This window comes from Candidatus Dormiibacterota bacterium, assembly GCA_035532035.1.
Taxonomy (GTDB): domain Bacteria; phylum Vulcanimicrobiota; class Vulcanimicrobiia; order Vulcanimicrobiales; family Vulcanimicrobiaceae; genus Tyrphobacter.
The window spans coordinates 33,193-50,687 of record DATKRS010000029.1 but is presented as its reverse complement, the minus strand read 5'-3'; the positions used below and the strand labels follow the sequence as shown (position 1 = coordinate 50,687).

Below are 17,495 nucleotides of genomic sequence, written 5' to 3'. Positions count from 1 at the left end.
CAGTGGGTCAGTTGCTTTGGACGCTCGTCGTCGTTCTCTTCATCCTATGGCTCGTTGGGTGGCTGATCTTTCATCTCCTGACGATTTCCATTCACGTCCTCTTGATCGTGGCGATCGTCTTACTCGTCATAAATCTGCTTCGCAACCGTGCCCGCGCGCGCTAAGCGGGGATCGCTCGCGATCTACCGCGCCAAGCGCGACTTCGCGCAGACGCCGGAGCCTTCGGGTGCGCGCGAGCGCTCAGCGCGCCACCACCGGTTCGTGGTACAGATGCATCACGCGACGCGGCTGCACTGGGACTTTCGCTTGGAGGCCGGCGGAACGCTGGCGTCGTGGGCGGTGCCGAAGGGGCCGACCATGGTCGCAGGCGAGCGGCGTCTCGCAATGCACGTGGAGGATCATCCGCTCTCCTATCGCGACTTCGAAGGCACGATTCCGAAGGGACAGTACGGTGCGGGAAGCGTCATCGTTTGGGATCGCGGTACGTACGATCTCGCCGAAGGAGCGGATCCGACGCACGAGATCGCAAACGGCAAGATCAAGTTCGTGATGCAGGGCGAGAAGCTCAAAGGGCTCTTCACGCTCGTTCGTATCAAGCCGCGCGAGGGGGAGAGCGGCGACCCGTGGCTGCTCTTCAAGGATCGCGACGAATACGCGAAGACGTCGTGGGATATCAAACGGCACTCGCGCTCGGTCAAGAGCGGCAAGTCGCTCGACGAGATCGGACGCGACCCGAAGTCGCGCACGTGGCAGTCGCGACCGAAATCCCGGCACGCGGCGGCGCCGCGCACGGCGGCGGCGCGCGATCGCCTTCCGGCCTTGACGTCGGTGATGCTGGCGACGCTCGTCAAGGAGCCCTTCGACGACGACGACTGGCTCTTCGAGATCAAGTGGGACGGGTACCGTGCGATCTGCACCGTTGCCGAGGACGGAACGCTGACGTTGACGTCGAGGAACGCGCTTGATCTTCTCAAACGTTTTCCGCAGATGGCAGGCCTCGCGGACGCGTTTTCGAGCGTCCCGATCGAGGTCGACGGCGAGATCTGTAAGCTCGACGCGCACGGCAGCTCGAGTTTTCAGCAGCTGCAAGAAGCCGCCAAAACCAAAGCGCCGCTCGTCTACGTGGCGTTCGATCTCATCTACGCAGACGGCAGGGACCTGCGCAAGGAGCCGCTCGAGAGCCGCAAAGCGCTCCTCCAGCAACTCGTCCGCGACGAAGATCTCGTCCTATATTCCAAGCATATCGTCGGTAAAGGCAAAGCATTTTTTGCACTCGCGCGCAAGCGCGGGCTCGAAGGCGTCGTCGCGAAGCGGCGCGACTCGACGTATCAGGAGCGGCGGAGCCGCGACTGGCTAAAGATCAAAGCGCACCTCGAGCAAGAGTTCGTAATCGGCGGATGGACCGATCCGCAAGGCTCGCGAACCGGATTCGGCTCGCTGTTGCTGGGGGTCTACGAGAAAGGCAAGCTCGTCTATACCGGCAACGTCGGAACGGGATTCAACGAGCGCGTGCTGCGCGAACTACATGCGACGCTGAAGAAGCTCGCGCGCAAGACCTCGCCCTTCGCGCGGGGTGACGTGCTGCGTGGCGCGCACTGGGTCGAGCCGAAGCTCGTCGCAGAGGTGCGCTTTGCGGAATGGACGCGCGACGGGTTGGTGCGGCAGGCAGCGTTCCTCGGCGTGCGTGCAGACAAGAGCGCCAAGGACGTCGTTCGGGAGATGCCGCAATAATGGCGGAGAAGCGCACCGAGGTTCGTGTCGAGAACCGCACGCTCTCGCTCTCGAATCTCGACAAGGTACTCTGGCCGCGGGACGGCTATACGAAGCGCGATCTCATCACGTATTATCACGCCGTTTCCGGCGTCATGCTACCCTATTTGAAGGACCGTCCGCTGACGCTCGAGCGCTTTCCCAACGGCATCGATGCCGGCTCGTTTTTCGAGAAGAACGTTCCGCAAGGAATCCCGGAGTGGGTACACCGCGTGACGCTCTCGAGCCCCGGCGGCCGCAGATCGAAGATCACATACGTATTGTGCAACGACGCGCCATCGCTGATCTACCTCGCCAATCTCGCTGCGATCGTCCTGCACGTCTGGACGTCGCGCGTGGGATCCCTCGACGAGCCGGATTTCGTGCTCTTCGACCTCGACCCGGGCGAGGATTGCACGCTCAAAACGCTCGCGATCGTCACGCTCGAGCTGCGCGCAGCGCTCGCCGGCATCGGCCTGACGCCCCTCGTGAAGACGTCGGGCGGCATGGGGCTGCACGTCGTCGTTCCACTCGCCCCCGGCCACTCGTACGAGCAGGCGAAGGTCTTTGCCGAGCTCGTGGCGCGGCACGTCGGCGGAATCTGCGGCAAGCTCGTCACGCTCGAGCGCACGATCGCGAAGCGGCGCTCGGCTGCGGTCTATATCGACTACGTGCAGGTCGGGCACGGCAAGACGCTCGTCGCGCCCTTCTCCGTCCGCGCGCGTGACGGGGCTCCCGCATCCTGGCCGCTGGACTGGAGCGAGGTCGAGTCCTTCCGCCGGTCGAGGACGCCGGTGCCTGCCGACGCCTTTGGGAAATATACGATTCGCACCGTTCCCAAGGCGCTCGCGCGGGAGGGAGACCGATGGAGCGGGCGTAGTTGGAAGCGGACGCAGCTCTCGCGAACCGTCGAGCGCGTTCGAAAGCTTTGGAGGTAAGATGGCGCGCGCGATTTGGTCCGGTTCTATTTCCTTCGGCCTCGTCACGATCCCGGTGAAGCTGACGGGAGCGGTGCACAGCAACGAGCTTTCGTTTCACATGCTGCATAAGAAGGACGAAGGGCGCATCAAGTTCGAGCGCATCTGCAGCGTCGACGGCAAGCCCGTTCCCTGGGACGAAATCGTCAAGGGGTACGAGTACGAGAAAGGCGAGCACGTCGTGCTGACGGACGCCGACTTCGAGCGAATCGATCCCGAGGTGACGCATACCATCGACATCCTCGAGTTTGTCGAACTCGAGAAGATCGATCCGATGTACTTCGATCAGCCGTACTATCTCGAGCCGACGAAGCAAGGCCGTCACGCCTACGCGCTGCTGCGCGAGACGCTGGAGCAGACCGCGCGCGTCGCGGTCGCGCGGGTCGTGATTCGAACGAAGGAGTACATCGCAGCAGTCAAACCGTCGGGCTCGGCGCTCGTGCTCGATCTCATGCGCTGGTCGACAGAGATCGTCGATCGCAGCGAGCTCGATCTCCCCGGGCGCGAAAAGCTGCCGCCGGCCGAGCTGAAGATGGCAAAGATGCTCGTCGACTCGATGAGCGTGGAAGAGTTCGAGCCGGCGAAGTTCCCAAACCGCTACCGCGAGACGGTGCTCGCCCTCATCGAGGCGCGCGTCTCCGGAAAGGAGCTGCCGAAGGCGAAGAAGGCGGCGCCGGTGCGCGGCAAAGTCGTGAACCTCATGGACGTGCTCGAGCGCAGCCTCAAAGAGCGCGGCGAGAGAAAAGAGAGCGCGTCGCGCCGCAAGCGCGGCGCCGCGTAGACGAGCGTTTAGACGGGTGTCGTCCGCCGGGCCTCGCGTCGTGCGGCGACGATGCCCATGACGAGCGCGGCGAGGACGAAGAATGACGGAGCCAGACCGGCGAAGCTCGGTCCCGCGCCTCCGAGCAGTCCGGTCGAGATCGGCGGCGCGACGATTCCGGAGAGGGAATCGAGCGACGACCCGACGCCGAGCACCGTTCCCTGTTCGCGATCGTTCACGGCGTTGCTGATGAGCGCTGTAATTCCGTTTTGCGAGAGCGCCGATCCAAACGCGAAGAGCACCATCGAGACGACGAGGAGGGAAACGCTGTGGACGAATGCGAGCATGGCGAAGCCGGCGAGGAGGCTTGCCAAACCGATGTTCGACATGCGGCGGTCGCCCGTGCGCCGCGAGACGCCGCCGACCGCGCCCGCATTCATGATCACGCTCACCGCGGCAAACGCGGCGAAGAAGAAATCGGTGCGCGCCAGCGCAAAGCCGAGCTGGCGCTGCAGGTACAGGGCGATGACCGAGTACCACCCGTAGAGACCGAGTGAGAGTGCGAGCCGTTGCGCGAGCGCGCGGGCAAGCACCGGATCGCGGAGCAACGCGAGTGCTTGACGGAGCGTGACGCGCTCGCGATCCTCGTGCCGGCGCGACTCGGGAACGAAGACGAGCGTCAGAAGCAGCGTGAGCAGCTGTAGGGCGGCCGCGGCAAGGAACGGTGCAGCGAAGCCGTGCTTGAGGAAGAGTACGCCGCCGATCACGGGGCCGAACACCATGCCCGCGCCGAAGGTCGCGCCGATGAGCGCGAAGGCGCGCGCGCGTTCCTTCGGCGCAACGAGATCGGCGACGTAGGCTTGCGTGATGCCGATGTTTCCGCCGGAGACTCCCTCGACGATGCGCGCCACGAAGACCCATCCGATGTTCGGTGCGAATGCGAGCATCGTCCAGCCGATCGTCGCCCCGATCTGGCTCGTGACGAGCACGAACTTACGCCCGATGCGATCCGAAACGCTTCCCCAGAGTGGTGCGGAGAGCAGCTGGCAGAGCGAAAAAGTTGCGAAGAGAAGCCCGACGACGAACGCTGAGGCGCCGAAGTGCGTGACGAAGTACGGCAGCATCGGAATCAGCATGCTGAAACCGATGATGTCGACGAACGTGATACCGAGAATCGGTATCAGCCGTCTCAATTGGGCGATTCTACGAGGCGAACGGTGGCGTTCAGGCGTTCCTTTTTGCGAAGGACCTCGAGCGTGTAGCCGCGGCCGATCTCGAGCGACGTGAGTTGCTTGTGCAGCTCGTCGACACCGAAGAGCCGACTTTTGTCGAGGCTGACGATGACGTCGCCGTCGGTGAGATGCGCCTTGTCGGCCGGGCTGCGAGGCTCGACCGAGACGACGAGCACGCCGCGCGGGTCGTTCAAGTGAAAGCGCTTCATCGCCGCCGGCGAGAGCGCGACGTCGGCGCCGGCGATGCCGAGATACCCGCGGCGAACGCGTCCGTCGCGAATGAGCAAGCCGGCGACGAACGTCGCGGTGTTGATCGCGATCGCGAAGCAGAGGCCTTGCCCGGGAAGGATCGCCGTGTTGACGCCGATGACGTCGCCGTGCGCGGTGACGAGCGGGCCACCGGAGTTGCCGGGGTTGAGCGCGGCATCGGTTTGGATGATGTTGTCGATCAAATGTCCGGATTGCGAGCGCAGCGAGCGCCCGAGCGCGCTGACGACGCCTGCGGTCACGCTCGTCGCAAGACCGTAGGGATTTCCGACCGCGACGACGAGCTGCCCCGGGCGCAGGGAGCTCGAATCGCCGAGCGCGGCCGGAGAGAGATCGCGTCCCCCGATGCGCAGAACGGCGAGGTCCGTGTGCGGATCGTCGCCGACGCGTTCGGCGTCGAACTGGCGCCCGTCGAGGAGCGCGACCTCGATGCGCTCCGCACCGTCGACGACGTGACTATTCGTTAGCACGAAGCCGTCGTTCGTGAAGATGAAGCCGCTGCCGTTGCCGACGCGCCGGCCCGCGCCGATCTCGATCGCAACCACGGCTGGACTCACCCGCTCGGCTGCGGTCGTTACGGCGCGCGAATACGGATCCAGCTCGCGGGAAAACGCCGTACGCGAGAGGGGGAGGACCACGCCTTTGGTGCTTCGGAGCATGCGCGAACGCTTGAAACCGAAGGCCATTACCGGGGTTTCACGCCACCCCGCCGGACCGCCCTTCTCTCGAGCCGGAGAGGCAGGGCAGCCGCGAGGCGGGACGAATGCGAGGCCGTCCCTTGCTAGGCCCAGATGGCGGAATTGGTAGACGCGCTGGTTTCAGGTACCAGTGGTGGCAACACCGTGGGGGTTCGAGTCCCTTTCTGGGCAAGGCTGCAGGCTGGGAGGCTGGGTTGCTCTATCACAATAAATCGGAATATTTGGGATTTACTGTTGCAGTCGCTCGTACAGCGCTGTATGGTATCGCAACCCGTCGTATGACTCCGGAAACCGTGGTGGACGCGAGCCGGTCGAGTATCTCACCAAAGCGCTCGCGCAGCGGTGCCTCGGCTTCGACAGCGAGGTCGCGGTGCGCGGAAACGCCGACGACGATAGGTACGGCGCTGTTGTTGTTCACGGTCGTCGTCAGTGGCCTAGAGGTCCCTGCGGGTTGCACGGCCCGCGCCGCGTTCACGTGAGTCGATCCTACAGCAAACGCTTACGAGCTTGTCGCGGCGACCGGAACCTCTTTCGGATTGGGGCCCCACTGGTTGGCGCCGGGAACGCTGTCGAGGAGCAACAGTATGAGGAACCAAATCCCTCCGATAAACGGGACCAGGCTGATGAGCAACCACCACGCACTCCTGCCCGTATCGTGAAGCCGGCGAACCGAGACAGCAAGCGACGGCACGAGCACCGCCAGGTAGTAGAGTGCGAAAATGATTATTGCCGGAGTCGCGGCAACGCCGTTGTTTGTGTTGCTGAATGACCCCATGACGCCGGCGATAATACCGAGCACCACGAAAATCAATGAGTTAAATAGCGCGAAATACCAATACTCTGTTCGCCTTGCACGACCGCTGAAGTCGGCATATTTCTTCAACACTGCGAGATACCAACTCATCACTACTCTCCTTACTACGCTCCTTAGCAAAAACGGCACGCTCGCTTGCGCCCAAACGCCGCCAAGCGTCGAGGGTCGTGCTCGCTATTCCGTGTACCAGCCGGGCGTCCTGTCGCCCATTGAGAATGATCGCGACCTTGCGCTGCGCCGTCCAGCGTTCGAACTTCTCCGGCTCCTCGGCGGCCCGGGACTGCTGCTTTGCCATTCTGACACTTTCTAGCCGATTAGCTTATTCGGTGTCCAGCTCTGGCGGGGGTCATTACAATGCACGCCTGCTTCGCCCCATTCATCGGTTGCAGTGGACGAACACAACCTCGTCGGCTCGGTTGATACGCAAAGCTTTGGTCCGCGCGGCAGCCTGACGTGCGCTGGAAAAGGTGGTCAGCGGGAGCTGTGGGTTTCTGGGCGTAGAGCCCAGCAAGGTGGATTCCACCTCTACTGAGGCAGTGCCGATGAGGCGCTTCGAATTTTCGATTATTGGGATTTAAGGGCGGATGCATCATGCATCAAGGCGCATGCGCTCAGCGAAGATCGCGTCGCGCTAAGCCCTCGTGGGCGTTGCCCTCGGCGTCGGGCCATGCGCGGCGGGCGCAGGGGGCATGTCGCATAACGTCACCGGGGAATCATTTTCTGGAAGCATTGAACGAGCATTCCTAGGCCCGGCGCATGCAGACTCTAGCTCGGAGATACGGTAAACTCAGCCGTCTTCTGGTCCTTTTGCTGACCGTCGACCATCATATCGACTTCGATTTCATACGTACCCGCGGGCCAGCCGGCGGCCGGCGGCGTGAGATGGTACGTGCTCACGTTTTCGCTCGCCGGAATATCGAGGGATCTATCGGCTTCACCGTCCCGGGCATTGGCGGGGTATCCCGCGACGTGTTCGAGGATCAGGTGCCACTGCACCGTGACTGTGCCGGGTGAGTTCGCGATTCCCGCTTGCGCGTACACCGTGTCGGTGGCTGCGAACGTACTCGTCGGCGTCGTCATGGCGCTGTCTTTGGCGGTCGTGATGCTAGTGAGGTGAGCGGTCGAAAAACCGCATGCCGGAATCACTGCGAGCGCTGCGAGACATATCAACGAGCAGTAGAGGCTGCTCCTCGGTTGTGCGATCATGCGAATCTCCTCTAATGTCGTCATTCCCAAGAGTGCGGCGAGTCCCTGTTGGAAAGTTGGGACCATCCTATGAAATGAGGCGTCCGAAATTCGTCCGACGGCCGTCGTGGCGCCGGGTGCCGCGCTGTAGGTCATGCGATGTACCCCGTCGTTGGACCACGGGGGATTGTGAGTTTAGGTTGTCAAGTCGCCGCAAGTGCCGTCTCCGCAAAGGCTTGCGGCGTTTTGTTGCCCAGCGACCGGTGCGGGCGAACCTCGTTGTACTCGCGTCGCCACGCTCGTGCCGCTCGGCGGACTGCACCTAGGGTATCAATTAAGCACAACCTCGGGAATACTTGGGATTTAAGGCCGGAAAACCGAGTTTTTGCGATGGAGCCGATGTCGGGGATGCCGGGATGTCGGGATGTCGGGATGTCGGGAGTGCGGAAGTGCGGAGTGCGGCTTATGGCGGTGCCGAAAGAACTTTGGGGCGTCGTGCAGCATGGCGCGCGGAGCTCAGATCATCGATGCTAACCGGGTTGTAGCGGGGCGCTTTTGAGGCCCCGTCAGCGCGTCACGAGTAAAGCCTGCTTTATACAGACTCACACATTATGGGGAATGCCCGTTGAAGTGATCCGGCGCCATCCGCGCGAAACGTAGCACGCATGAAACGATACGTAGTCATTAGGGTCGAGTAGATCCTCATGACGTGGGAAGCGGTCGCGGCGCTTGGCTCGATTGCGAGCGCGCTCATCCTTTTGATCGGCGCCGTCGCGGCGGTGGTGCAGATCAAGCATCTGCGCCTGGCCAATCAGCTCGACTGCTATCTTCGCCTGATGCACGAGATGAACTCCGCCGAAATCATCGAGGCGCGACGCTTCATCGAGTCAACGGACTTCAACGATCCGCAGGCGTTACGGGCGGCGACGCAACCCGAGCTCGACGATCGGATTAGGCGCCTTGCGACGCACTTTCAAGCCGTCGCATGCCTCCTGAACCTCGGCGTGCTCAACGAAGAGATGTTCGTCGCCCACGTCGGGACCGCAGCGCTCGTCTGGAGAGCCGTGCGTCCGGTCTATCGCGTTATGCGCGAGCGCACCGGCACGCCACTCTTGGCCGACGTGGAGTATCTCGTCTACCGGACGGCGCGCGACCGGAAGATGCTCAAGCTGGCGAAGCGCTACCCGAAAAAATTCCAGGAGCGCTCGGGTCTGGATCGGCTGATTGAGAAGGCCCAGGCGGCTGCCGACAGTGCAGATGCTTCGCTGACCTAATGCAGCCGTTCCGCGACCCCGCCGGGCCGGACAGATCGCTAGACCGCAACGTCGCGGCGGATGAAATATCGACAACCCGCTGGGCGCGGTGCCGAGCGAGAGCTCGGATATCTTATTGATCGAATTCGCATTCACGCTGGCACTAAGACGCGAAGTGCCTCGTGACGCAAGGTAAAAATCGCGGGCGTTTGCGCTGGCTCGAGCCATTCAAAGAATCGCCAATCCCAATCGTGCCATGCCGAGAGCCAATGCGCGAGGCCGAGCATCGCCAGTACGTAGATGTCGGGAGATGTCCGAATGTCGGATGTCGGATGTCGGATGTCGGATGATGGCGGATTCGATGACGTCGGGAATGTCGCGATGTCGCGTTGCCGCGGTAATGTGTCTTGCGGTCGGAGGGAACGCGATCGCCGATACGACGACGCCGCACATCGGGCCGCCACGCGACATGGCCGCAGTGGCGGCACTTGCGCAGTCGTACTATCATCGGCGATACCAAATCGGTACGGTTATCGTCGTCGGTACTGCCGGTTACGTCGATTTCTTCATCTCGCCGGTAGCCGGTGGCCAGATCTTTGCAAAGAAGATTGCGGGTCGGTGGCGCGTGGTCGCGACGGGCGGTAACGATGCGCCGACTCCCGCCGACTGGTCTGCGCGATCGCACGGTGCTCTTACGGTGGGGCAAATTTGTGCCGTCGAGCGGCATATTCCCGGCATGGGAAGGCCGCTGGGTTGCGCGCAGTGGTAGGCAAAGGCGGCGGCATCCTCGCGCCCAAGCAGGCGGGCGTATGCGCCAACCACGGGTATACTCGTCTGAGATAGAGCCAACCGACATCTCGGAGGAGCACCGCATCGAATGTCCCTATACAAACGTCTCCCGTATCTCGCCCTTGCGATCGGCCTCACGTTCAGCGCCGCGCCGCACCACGCTTCGGCGGCAACGGTTACGGTCGAAGTCGACGGTCAGGTAGTCCCGTTCGATCAGCCGCCGATCCAGAACGCGGGCCGCGTCTTCGTGCCGCTGCGTGGCGTTTTCGAACGCTTGGGTGCCAGCGTCGTATATGCCAACGGTCAGATCAACGCACAAGGCAATGGCCGTAGTATCGGCTTGCATATCGGTTCGACCGCCGCCGTCGTAAACGGAAGCACTGTGTATATGGATGTGGCGCCGTTCATCATCGGCGCGCGCACGCTCGTACCACTACGATTCATCGCGCAATCGCTCGGGGCTGCCGTGAACTGGAGCCAGAGCAACCAAACCGTCTACATTAATAGTGAGTCGGGCGGAGCCAACGTTCCGCCTCCGGCCGCGTCCTTCAGCCTCACACAAGTGAATCCCGAAAACGCAGCGCGATCGAATCGTCCGGCGATTTGGGCGACGTTCAGCGAGCCCGTCAACCCCAATTCGATCAGGATCCTCCTCGATGGGCGCGACGTGAGTTCGCTATCGTATATGAGCAGAACGCGATTCGACTTCACGCCGTCCTACGCGCTTCCCCCCGCCCGACACACGGTCGACGTGACGGGTCAAACCGAAAGCGGCATCGGTTTTGACAAGGGCTGGACGTTCACAACGGGCTCGATGGGGGGCAACTTCGTCAACGGCATCTCACCGTTGCCTGGCTCGCAGGTGCGCAACGCCTTTACCCTCTCGGGGCGCACGCTACCGAATTCACGCGTGACGATCGTTGCAACGAGTCAAGCCACGGCGTTCGGTATCATTCCGATAACTACGGGAACCTTCAAAACGCAAACCTACGCGGATTCGAACGGCTACTTCTCGGCAGATGTGAACATGAACGCCCTAGGCGGTGGCCAGGTTCACGTCATCATCCAATCGATCGCGCCCGACCAGGCGTTGGGATCGGCCGAGGCCACCGTCGTTTACAGCACCTAGCTTTTCGTTCCCGCGCGCAAGCTTGACCGAGCATCAGGGGCATATGGGTGCGGTGCAGCAGTTGGGGCCTTTCGGGTCGAGGAGCGACGCCCGCCGCTGGGCGGCGGAGTACCCCGCGGCGGCGGCTCGTTCGTCCGCTGAGTAACCAAAAGCGTCGTGGTGTGCTCGAAGATCCAGCAGTTCCGGAGAACCGAGATCGGCCCACGTTTGGCACCGCTCGCGAAGGTTATCCCCTTCTTCAAACCGGGTTCCGGTTCGATGAACCAGTATGGCGCATCCCAGCGACCATATCCGAACCAATCGCGCGCAGCGACGCGCTCCACGTCGATAGCCTTGGCCTGGTGCGCCATCACGTACGGATGCAGCACGCCGCCCAGTAACGCGATCCGACCCGCGCACGTCTCGTAATAGCCGTTCGCAACAGCGTCAGAGCCAGCCGACGCGGCGGCCGTGGTCTTCGCGTACTGCTGAACCGCGCTCAAATCGACCGTACGAGGCGTGCAGCCCGCCGCGACGGCTGCAGATAAGGCGACTACGAGCAGCGCCTGCGCAACATTGGCCGCCCTCTACGTCCGGGCGATAGGTTGGACCCCACTTTAGTTGTAGCCTACTAGGCTAGCCATATGGCTGGCAATCTGCCCTTTTTGGGCAATGGAGGCTCTTCTCATGGGCTTTATCGCGGCTTTTCTCATCCTGGTCGGCTCACTGCTCAACCCGGTCCTTATCGGGCACGCTGGGCACGTTTCTGGCCATGCTCGCATCATGGACGGCGGCGGCATTCCGGCCGACGGCGGAGGAACAGGGGGAGGGGGTAACTAGCCACCCGAGTTAGCCGAAGGGGAGGGCTACGCATGAGCGGCAGCCTTCCCCCGTGAATCTGTTCCCTGATGAGTATCTCGCCCCGACGCCAACGCGTTACCCCACCTCGCGATCTCGATACTCGGATGCGGCGACTCTGGGACGCCGCCCGGTTTAAGGACGCCGCTTGGCTCTACGACGACGAGTCGGGGAAGAACCCTCCCCTTGAAGCTACGTTTCTGCGCGCACGTATCTATCTCAAGCACGACGACGCGCCGGCGGCCATCAGACTGCTTGAGAGAAGCCCCGCGGGTAAAGGGCCGCTTTCGGCCAGGCGGGCCATGTTGTTGGGAGCCGCCTACGCCCATGGGCGCAACTACTCACTCGCCGATGAATTCTTCGACTTTGCGGATACGACGGCGCGTCGAATCAAGGCTCCTGAACTCATCTGCGATATCGCGTTCTATCGGGCGCGGCGGTATGCATACGAGCGACGCCCCGACGCCGCCCGGGAGTTGCTTCCGCTCGCGCGATCGTACGGCTCCGAATCTGCGCAGTTGCGCGCATTGCAACTAGAAGGTTTCATTCTCGATCAAGAAGGGCGTCACCGCGAAGAAGCGCGGATACTGCTTGAGCTGCTTCGTCGAATCGATCCGAACGGCATCGAGGGCATGGATATCCGGGCGTGGGCGACGGATACGCTTGCGTACCTTGCCCGTGAGACCTATCTTCCTGAAGCGCTTCCCGAAGTGGAGCGGCAACTCGCCGGCATTGACTGGTCGCCGGACCTGGACGATCGACGGTTTCAGGCGCTCAAAGCGCTTGGTTGGGCCTGCGCGCTTCGAGGGGATTACTTCAACGCTCTTCGCTACTTGCGTCTGTGTTCGAGAAAGGCCACGAACGATGTGGGGCGCGCAATTGCGGCGGCCGAACGAGCGGAACTGTTACGTTGCAAGGGCGAGCAACTGTGGTCGCGTCAAGAACTGGCCGAAGCCGAGGAATATGCGGAAAATATCGACTGGACCACGGTCCGAGACGATGCACGGATTGGTCTCCTCCTCCTTGCCGAGTTGTTCGTTTCGATCGACCCCGCGAAGGCGGCATATTATCAGGCACGCTTTAGTGAAAATGAAGACGTCAAGGCGCCGAATCTGCATCTCAAGGGCGACCCGCGTCTCGCCGCTCTGGCTCAATACTCCGAAGGGGTCGTGGATCTTAGCAGCGGTCATCGTAAAGTCGGTGTCGAGTCACTGAAGAAAGCCCTCGAGACATTCCGCAAGCATGGGTATGATTGGCGCGCCGGCCGGTGCGCACTGCGCTTGTACGAGGTAACGCGTGATGAGGCGTATATGAACCTGGCACACGAGCATCTTCGAAACTACATGAGTTCGTGGCTCGGCGACGAGTATCGCGGGCTCCTGTCAGCGAGTCCGGTGCGGCTTCCGCCGATGCAGCAACGGGTGCTCGAGGCACTGTGCAGCGGCCTAACGGTGCCGCAGATCGCCCAGAAGTTTGGGCGGAGTCAGCATACGATCCGCAATCACATAAAACCAGTGTTTAAAGCATATGGGGTAAATAACCGTACGGCACTAATCGCGAAAGTAGCGCAAGGCCGCTGATGACGCGCCTTTACGGCATCGCGGTCGTTGCTCGTAAAGTCGCGAAGGCATAGTCTGAACGCACGTTCACGCACGCACATGGTCCGCGAATGCGCATTCACGCTGGCACTAAGACGCGAAGTGCTCCATGACGCACTGTAAAAGTCGCGGGCGTTTGCGTTACGATGTCGCCGTCAGCTCCGACGAGTTGCACCGCAGCCGTCCGAATCGCGACGCAGTTCGCAGAGAACGTTTCGATTCGGCGTGACGTGGCCATCCTGCGGAGTGCAACGCTGCAGAGAATTGGAAGAAGCGCCCATCGAGTGCGCGCTAGACAGAGGGTGACGTGGAGTGTGGCGTCGGCCAAGCCGGAGTAGCGAATTGGGAAACCGCCATCGTACTTGCCGTTGCCCACAAGCGCGGCAATGATTCGCCGCCGTTCGACTCGGCCATCGGCTTCGATTTCCGCCTCGAATGGCTTGGCATTGTGCCAGAGCATGGGAATGAGGGAGAGAGTCGCAAGAATGCCGAGGCGTTGCTTTAAGTCGGGCGTAAGGTGCCTCGTCGCATCCGCAGGTAATCCGAGCGTTGCATTGTTGAGAAATGATTGACCGTTGACCTCGGCAATGTCGACCCGACGTTCGACCCAATCCCGAAGTGCCTGCAGGCAGTCGTCCTCACACTCGATGCCGAGCGAGCGTGCGAAGTCGTTGGCGGTCCCGAGCGGCCAAATCGCCACTGGCAACTTCGCTTTGAGAATCGCGGGCAACGCGGTCCGCATCGATCCGTCGCCCCCGCCGACCACGATCGCATCGTGATCCGGCGCGAGCCGTAGGGCCGCTGCATTCAACTGTTCCAGGCTTTCGACGCGTTCGAGCGTAACGGCGAAACCCGACTGTCGCAGCTTTGCCTCAAAGGCCTCGCCGTCACCCACGCCTCGTCCGCCCCAAGCGCGCGCGTTTACGAAAACGAGCAACCGTCGCGCACCGTTCAACAAGAAACCTAGCTCCCTCCTCTCATCAGGTTCTGCGCTGACAGCACAACGACATTTTCCAACTTCGAACGGCTTTAGCAGCGCCGTCGCGCAGTTCGACGCGCTGGAGCGACTCTTCTGTACACCCGATCGCAGATGACACGTCCAGGGATACGTTCATTGGCGTCGTGCGAGCATTTCCGGAGCCAAGGCACTTGGTTGCGCCTCTCTTGCTCGGGGGTAAACTTCCGAAAGGAGGACATGATGTCACGGAAAGGAACGAGCGGAACATAGCGCGGCTGCAAACGTAAACTCGGGAGGTGATCCTGATGGCAAATCTGCTGTGGACGATCGTCGGCGTGCTTTTCGTGTTATGGCTCGCCGGCTTCTTGCTGCACTTCGGAGGCGGCCTGATTCACCTGCTCTTGGTGGTGGCGCTGGTCATCCTCGTCATTAACCTGTTGACCGGTCGAGGGGCGCGCATCTGACCTTGAGCCGCCCGTCGCGGCTCATACGCTTCTTCCGAGTACTCGGTCCCGGCCTCATCACCGGGGCCGCTGATGACGATCCGTCCGGGATCTCCACGTATTCGGTGGCCGGAGCTTCAACCGGCTACTCACTCCTGTGGCTCACGCTGATCTCGACGCCGATGATGGCCGTTGTACAGGGCATGTGCGCGCGCATCGCGCTCGTGACGGGCGAGGGCCTCGCCGCGGCGATGCGCAAACGCCTCGTCCCGCCGGTAGCCTACTCGCTGGCGACGCTCGTGATCATCGCAAATACGTTCAACGTCGGGGCAGATATCGGGGGAATGTCCGCGGCGGCTCATCTCGTCATTCCGTTGCCGCCGGATGCGTGGACGCTGCTCTTCGGCGTCGGACTCATCGCGGCACAGGTGTGGCTTTCATACGCCGTCCTCGCGCGCATATTCAAATGGCTGACGCTGTCGCTCTTCGCGTACGTCATCACCGCCTTCGTCGTGCATGCTCCGTGGTCGCGCGTGCTCGCGCATTTGGTTGTGCCGCACATGCGCTTGGACTCCAGCGTTCTCGCGACGCTGGTTGGCGTGCTTGGGACAACGATCACGCCGTACCTGTTCTTCTGGCAAGCCTCCCTCATGGTCGAGGAGGAGAAGAATCAAGGGAAGACCACGATCGTCGCCCGGCGAGGAACCAATGCGCAGGCGATCCGCGACTGTCATACGGACATCAACGCGGGGATGATCTTCTCGAATGTCGTTGCATTCTTCATCATCGTGACGACCGCAACGACGCTCGGTGCCCACGGCATACGCAACATTCAGACGGCGGAGCAGGCGGCGCGAGCGCTCCAGCCGCTCGCGGGGCGGTTTGCCGCGATGCTCTTCACCGTGGGCATGGTCGGCACGGGGATCTTGGCCGTGCCCGTACTGGCGGGGTCCTCAGCGTACGTTGCGGCCGAAACGTTTAAGTTCCGCCAAGGTTTGAACGAGCCACCCGCGCGGGCCCGTCAGTTCTACGCCGTGATTGCGGGTGGAATCATCATCGGGATCTTCATCGACTTGCTGCGGATCAATGCGATCAGCGCGCTCTTCTGGTCGGCGGTCCTCAACGGCATCGCAGCAGTGCCGCTCATCGCCGTAATCGTCTGGCTCGCATCAGACCGGAGGATGGGCGAGTGGCGCAGTTCGATGCTCGCGATCGCATGGGGCTGGGCGACGGTTGTGCTCATGGGTGGAGCTGCCGTCGGAATGTTCTATTTCATGGCAAAGGGCTCCTAACGAGCCACCCACGCGCTTCTCGTTGCGGCTGCGGTTCGCAGCGGCCCGCGTGCGCATGTCGATGTTGCGGCCCCCAGGGCAACATCACGTCACTCGACGCCGGCTACAAGGAGCCAACGTTCTACGATTCGACCGCATCGTGGTCGCACGCTACTGCTACCAGTCTGCTAAAGCCGCGCGCCGCGGGAGCGATTGATCGCTCCGCGGATCTCCCGCACTATGCCCAGGATCGCGGCGACCGTTGCGCCGACGCCGACGAGCGCCTCGTCGGGGATCGCGGCAATCGGCACAATCAGGAAGACGACGCCCGCAATGAGCCCAACGACCGAGAGGAACGCGACGACTTTGCGCATCAACGTCTCTCTCGTTCAGAGGCGAGACCTTGCCGCTGCTTCGCCCCGTCTCGCCTCCCGCAAGTCTTCCGCGCGTACCTCATGCGGCCGACTACGTACTGCTATGCGACATCTTGAGCGATGGCAGTGGCAGGCGCGCTTCGCACGCTTTCCAATCGAGATTGGCAAAGAATGCCTCGATGTACTTGTCCTTGTCGGCAGGCTTGTAGTCCTTGATGAACGCATGCTCCCAAACATCGAGAACCACGATCGGAACGGAACCAGCGATGTGACCATTTTCGTGATCGTTGATCCAGTGATTGGTGATTTCCAAGGTCGTCGTGTCGTAATAAGCGATCGCCCAGCCCACGCCGCGCATGCCGGCGACAGCCGAGAAATCGTTTTTCCACTCGTCGAAACCGCCGTAGGCTTCGCCCAGGGCCTTGCTCAACCTGTCCGAACCGACGGGTTCGGAATGTTTGGTCATGTTGTCGAAGTACAGCTCGTGCAGGCGCATGCCGTTGTACTCGAACCCGAGACCGCGCACCAGATCGGCATAGACCGGGTCGGTGCCCGTCGCCTTGCCACGTTCCCGGATCTCAGCCAGACGCTCGTTCAGAAGATTCGTGTTCTTGACGTAGCCTTCGTACAGGCCGAAGTGCATCTCGAGTGTGGCATCCGAAATGCCGTGCAGCCCTGCGAGATCCCATTTCTTCGGCACGAAGACTTTTGGTGCAGAATAGACTTTCATGATCTTTCTTCCCCGCTTTCATGGCGAGCTAAGCACCCGGCCACGCTGCGCGCGTTCAAGCGCCTCCATCAGGTGGGTTCCAGCGCGGGTGCCGATCCCGCGATCGGGGGCTCAGCATCGAAATCGGAACGGCACTGTAGGTGCGGATTCAATCGGATGCAGACTGTGAGCCGTGAGCGTGCTGCGCTCGTTGTCGGCGAACTCCACGTGGGCGTAGCGCGAGTACCCAGTGGCAATCAAATCCGGAAAGGGGCGATTGCGCCTCGCAGGCCGTATCGCCACGCGCATTGCGTAGCGTAGTTTGCGGAGGCGTGCCCGCGTGCCCGGGAGCCGGGGTGGGGCGCGAGCGTCCAGGCGGGATCCAGCCTGGACAGTTGGCGTTTGAGCATTTGTTACTTCGCCGGAGGGTAAGGCAGTGGGAAGTCAATGTT

The 17,495-nt window shown here is 62.1% G+C and carries 17 protein-coding genes and 1 tRNA gene; 11 read left to right on the top strand and 7 right to left on the bottom strand.

Features of this window, described 5'->3' with window-relative positions; translation table 11 throughout:
* The first annotated feature begins 2 nt into the window (after positions 1-2).
* Genes VMV82_08730 through VMV82_08715 form a run of 4 tightly spaced genes read left to right on the top strand, consistent with a single transcriptional unit; the run spans position 3 to position 3,507 of the window.
* Positions 3-164: a lmo0937 family membrane protein gene (locus tag VMV82_08730; GenBank protein HUY41633.1), complete on the top strand. Its 162-nt coding sequence runs from the start codon at positions 3-5 to the stop codon at positions 162-164.
* The gene (gene ligD / locus VMV82_08725) at positions 148-1,731 is read left to right on the top strand and encodes a non-homologous end-joining DNA ligase (protein ID HUY41632.1); all 1,584 of its coding nucleotides are present in this window, start codon (positions 148-150) and stop codon (positions 1,729-1,731) included. Before VMV82_08730 ends, ligD (VMV82_08725) begins: the two co-directional genes overlap by 17 nt.
* The gene (gene ligD, locus VMV82_08720; protein HUY41631.1) at positions 1,731-2,687 is read left to right on the top strand and encodes a non-homologous end-joining DNA ligase; all 957 of its coding nucleotides are present in this window, start codon (positions 1,731-1,733) and stop codon (positions 2,685-2,687) included. The genes ligD (VMV82_08725) and ligD (VMV82_08720) overlap by 1 nt, the downstream gene beginning before the upstream one ends.
* A 1-nt stretch (position 2,688) precedes the next feature.
* Positions 2,689-3,507 carry a Ku protein gene (locus VMV82_08715; protein HUY41630.1) on the top strand — a complete coding sequence of 273 codons (819 nt, stop codon included), beginning with the start codon at positions 2,689-2,691 and terminating at the stop codon, positions 3,505-3,507.
* Positions 3,508-3,515: 8 nt separating this feature from the next.
* Here the strand turns inward: VMV82_08715 and VMV82_08710 are convergent, their stop codons facing one another.
* A complete protein-coding gene (locus tag VMV82_08710; GenBank protein ID HUY41629.1) occupies positions 3,516-4,679 on the bottom strand; it encodes an MFS transporter in 1,164 nt (387 codons plus the stop codon).
* Positions 4,676-5,623, bottom strand: coding sequence for a trypsin-like peptidase domain-containing protein (locus VMV82_08705; GenBank protein ID HUY41628.1), 948 nt, complete (start codon positions 5,621-5,623; stop codon positions 4,676-4,678). The genes VMV82_08710 and VMV82_08705 overlap by 4 nt, the downstream gene beginning before the upstream one ends.
* A 147-nt stretch (positions 5,624-5,770) precedes the next feature.
* On the opposite strand from VMV82_08705, the gene VMV82_08700 reads away from it, so the two are divergent.
* Positions 5,771-5,854 (top strand) — tRNA-Leu (locus tag VMV82_08700).
* Between the two features lie 328 nt (positions 5,855-6,182).
* Here VMV82_08700 and VMV82_08695 read toward each other — a convergent pair.
* Positions 6,183-6,587, bottom strand: coding sequence for a DUF805 domain-containing protein (locus VMV82_08695; GenBank protein ID HUY41627.1), 405 nt, complete (start codon positions 6,585-6,587; stop codon positions 6,183-6,185).
* A 675-nt stretch (positions 6,588-7,262) separates the two neighbouring features.
* The gene (locus VMV82_08690; GenBank protein ID HUY41626.1) at positions 7,263-7,727 is read right to left on the bottom strand and encodes a hypothetical protein; all 465 of its coding nucleotides are present in this window, start codon (positions 7,725-7,727) and stop codon (positions 7,263-7,265) included.
* Positions 7,728-8,386: 659 nt separating this feature from the next.
* Here VMV82_08690 and VMV82_08685 point away from each other — a divergent pair.
* The 4 genes from VMV82_08685 to VMV82_08670 all read left to right on the top strand — a co-directional run bounded on the left by VMV82_08685 (position 8,387) and on the right by VMV82_08670 (position 13,270).
* A complete protein-coding gene (locus tag VMV82_08685; protein HUY41625.1) occupies positions 8,387-8,956 on the top strand; it encodes a hypothetical protein in 570 nt (189 codons plus the stop codon).
* 379 nt (positions 8,957-9,335) lie between these two features.
* Complete coding sequence (locus VMV82_08680; protein ID HUY41624.1) at positions 9,336-9,704, top strand: hypothetical protein; 369 nt, start codon at positions 9,336-9,338, stop codon at positions 9,702-9,704.
* A 108-nt stretch (positions 9,705-9,812) separates the two neighbouring features.
* Positions 9,813-10,853, top strand: coding sequence for a copper amine oxidase N-terminal domain-containing protein (locus VMV82_08675; GenBank protein HUY41623.1), 1,041 nt, complete (start codon positions 9,813-9,815; stop codon positions 10,851-10,853).
* 944 nt (positions 10,854-11,797) lie between these two features.
* Complete coding sequence (locus tag VMV82_08670; GenBank protein HUY41622.1) at positions 11,798-13,270, top strand: helix-turn-helix transcriptional regulator; 1,473 nt, start codon at positions 11,798-11,800, stop codon at positions 13,268-13,270.
* 97 nt (positions 13,271-13,367) lie between these two features.
* Here VMV82_08670 and VMV82_08665 read toward each other — a convergent pair whose 3' ends face one another.
* Positions 13,368-14,225: a diacylglycerol kinase family protein gene (locus tag VMV82_08665; GenBank protein ID HUY41621.1), complete on the bottom strand. Its 858-nt coding sequence runs from the start codon at positions 14,223-14,225 to the stop codon at positions 13,368-13,370.
* A gap of 326 nt (positions 14,226-14,551) precedes the next feature.
* Between VMV82_08665 and VMV82_08660 the strand changes: the two genes are divergently transcribed.
* Positions 14,552-14,710: a lmo0937 family membrane protein gene (locus VMV82_08660; GenBank protein ID HUY41620.1), complete on the top strand. Its 159-nt coding sequence runs from the start codon at positions 14,552-14,554 to the stop codon at positions 14,708-14,710.
* Between the two features lie 2 nt (positions 14,711-14,712).
* Positions 14,713-15,981, top strand: coding sequence for an Nramp family divalent metal transporter (locus VMV82_08655; GenBank protein HUY41619.1), 1,269 nt, complete (start codon positions 14,713-14,715; stop codon positions 15,979-15,981).
* Between the two features lie 167 nt (positions 15,982-16,148).
* Here the strand turns inward: VMV82_08655 and VMV82_08650 are convergent, their stop codons facing one another.
* Complete coding sequence (locus tag VMV82_08650; protein HUY41618.1) at positions 16,149-16,334, bottom strand: hypothetical protein; 186 nt, start codon at positions 16,332-16,334, stop codon at positions 16,149-16,151.
* Positions 16,335-16,425: 91 nt separating this feature from the next.
* Complete coding sequence (locus VMV82_08645) at positions 16,426-17,064, bottom strand: Fe-Mn family superoxide dismutase (GenBank protein ID HUY41617.1); 639 nt, start codon at positions 17,062-17,064, stop codon at positions 16,426-16,428.
* Positions 17,065-17,495 lie beyond the last annotated feature (431 nt).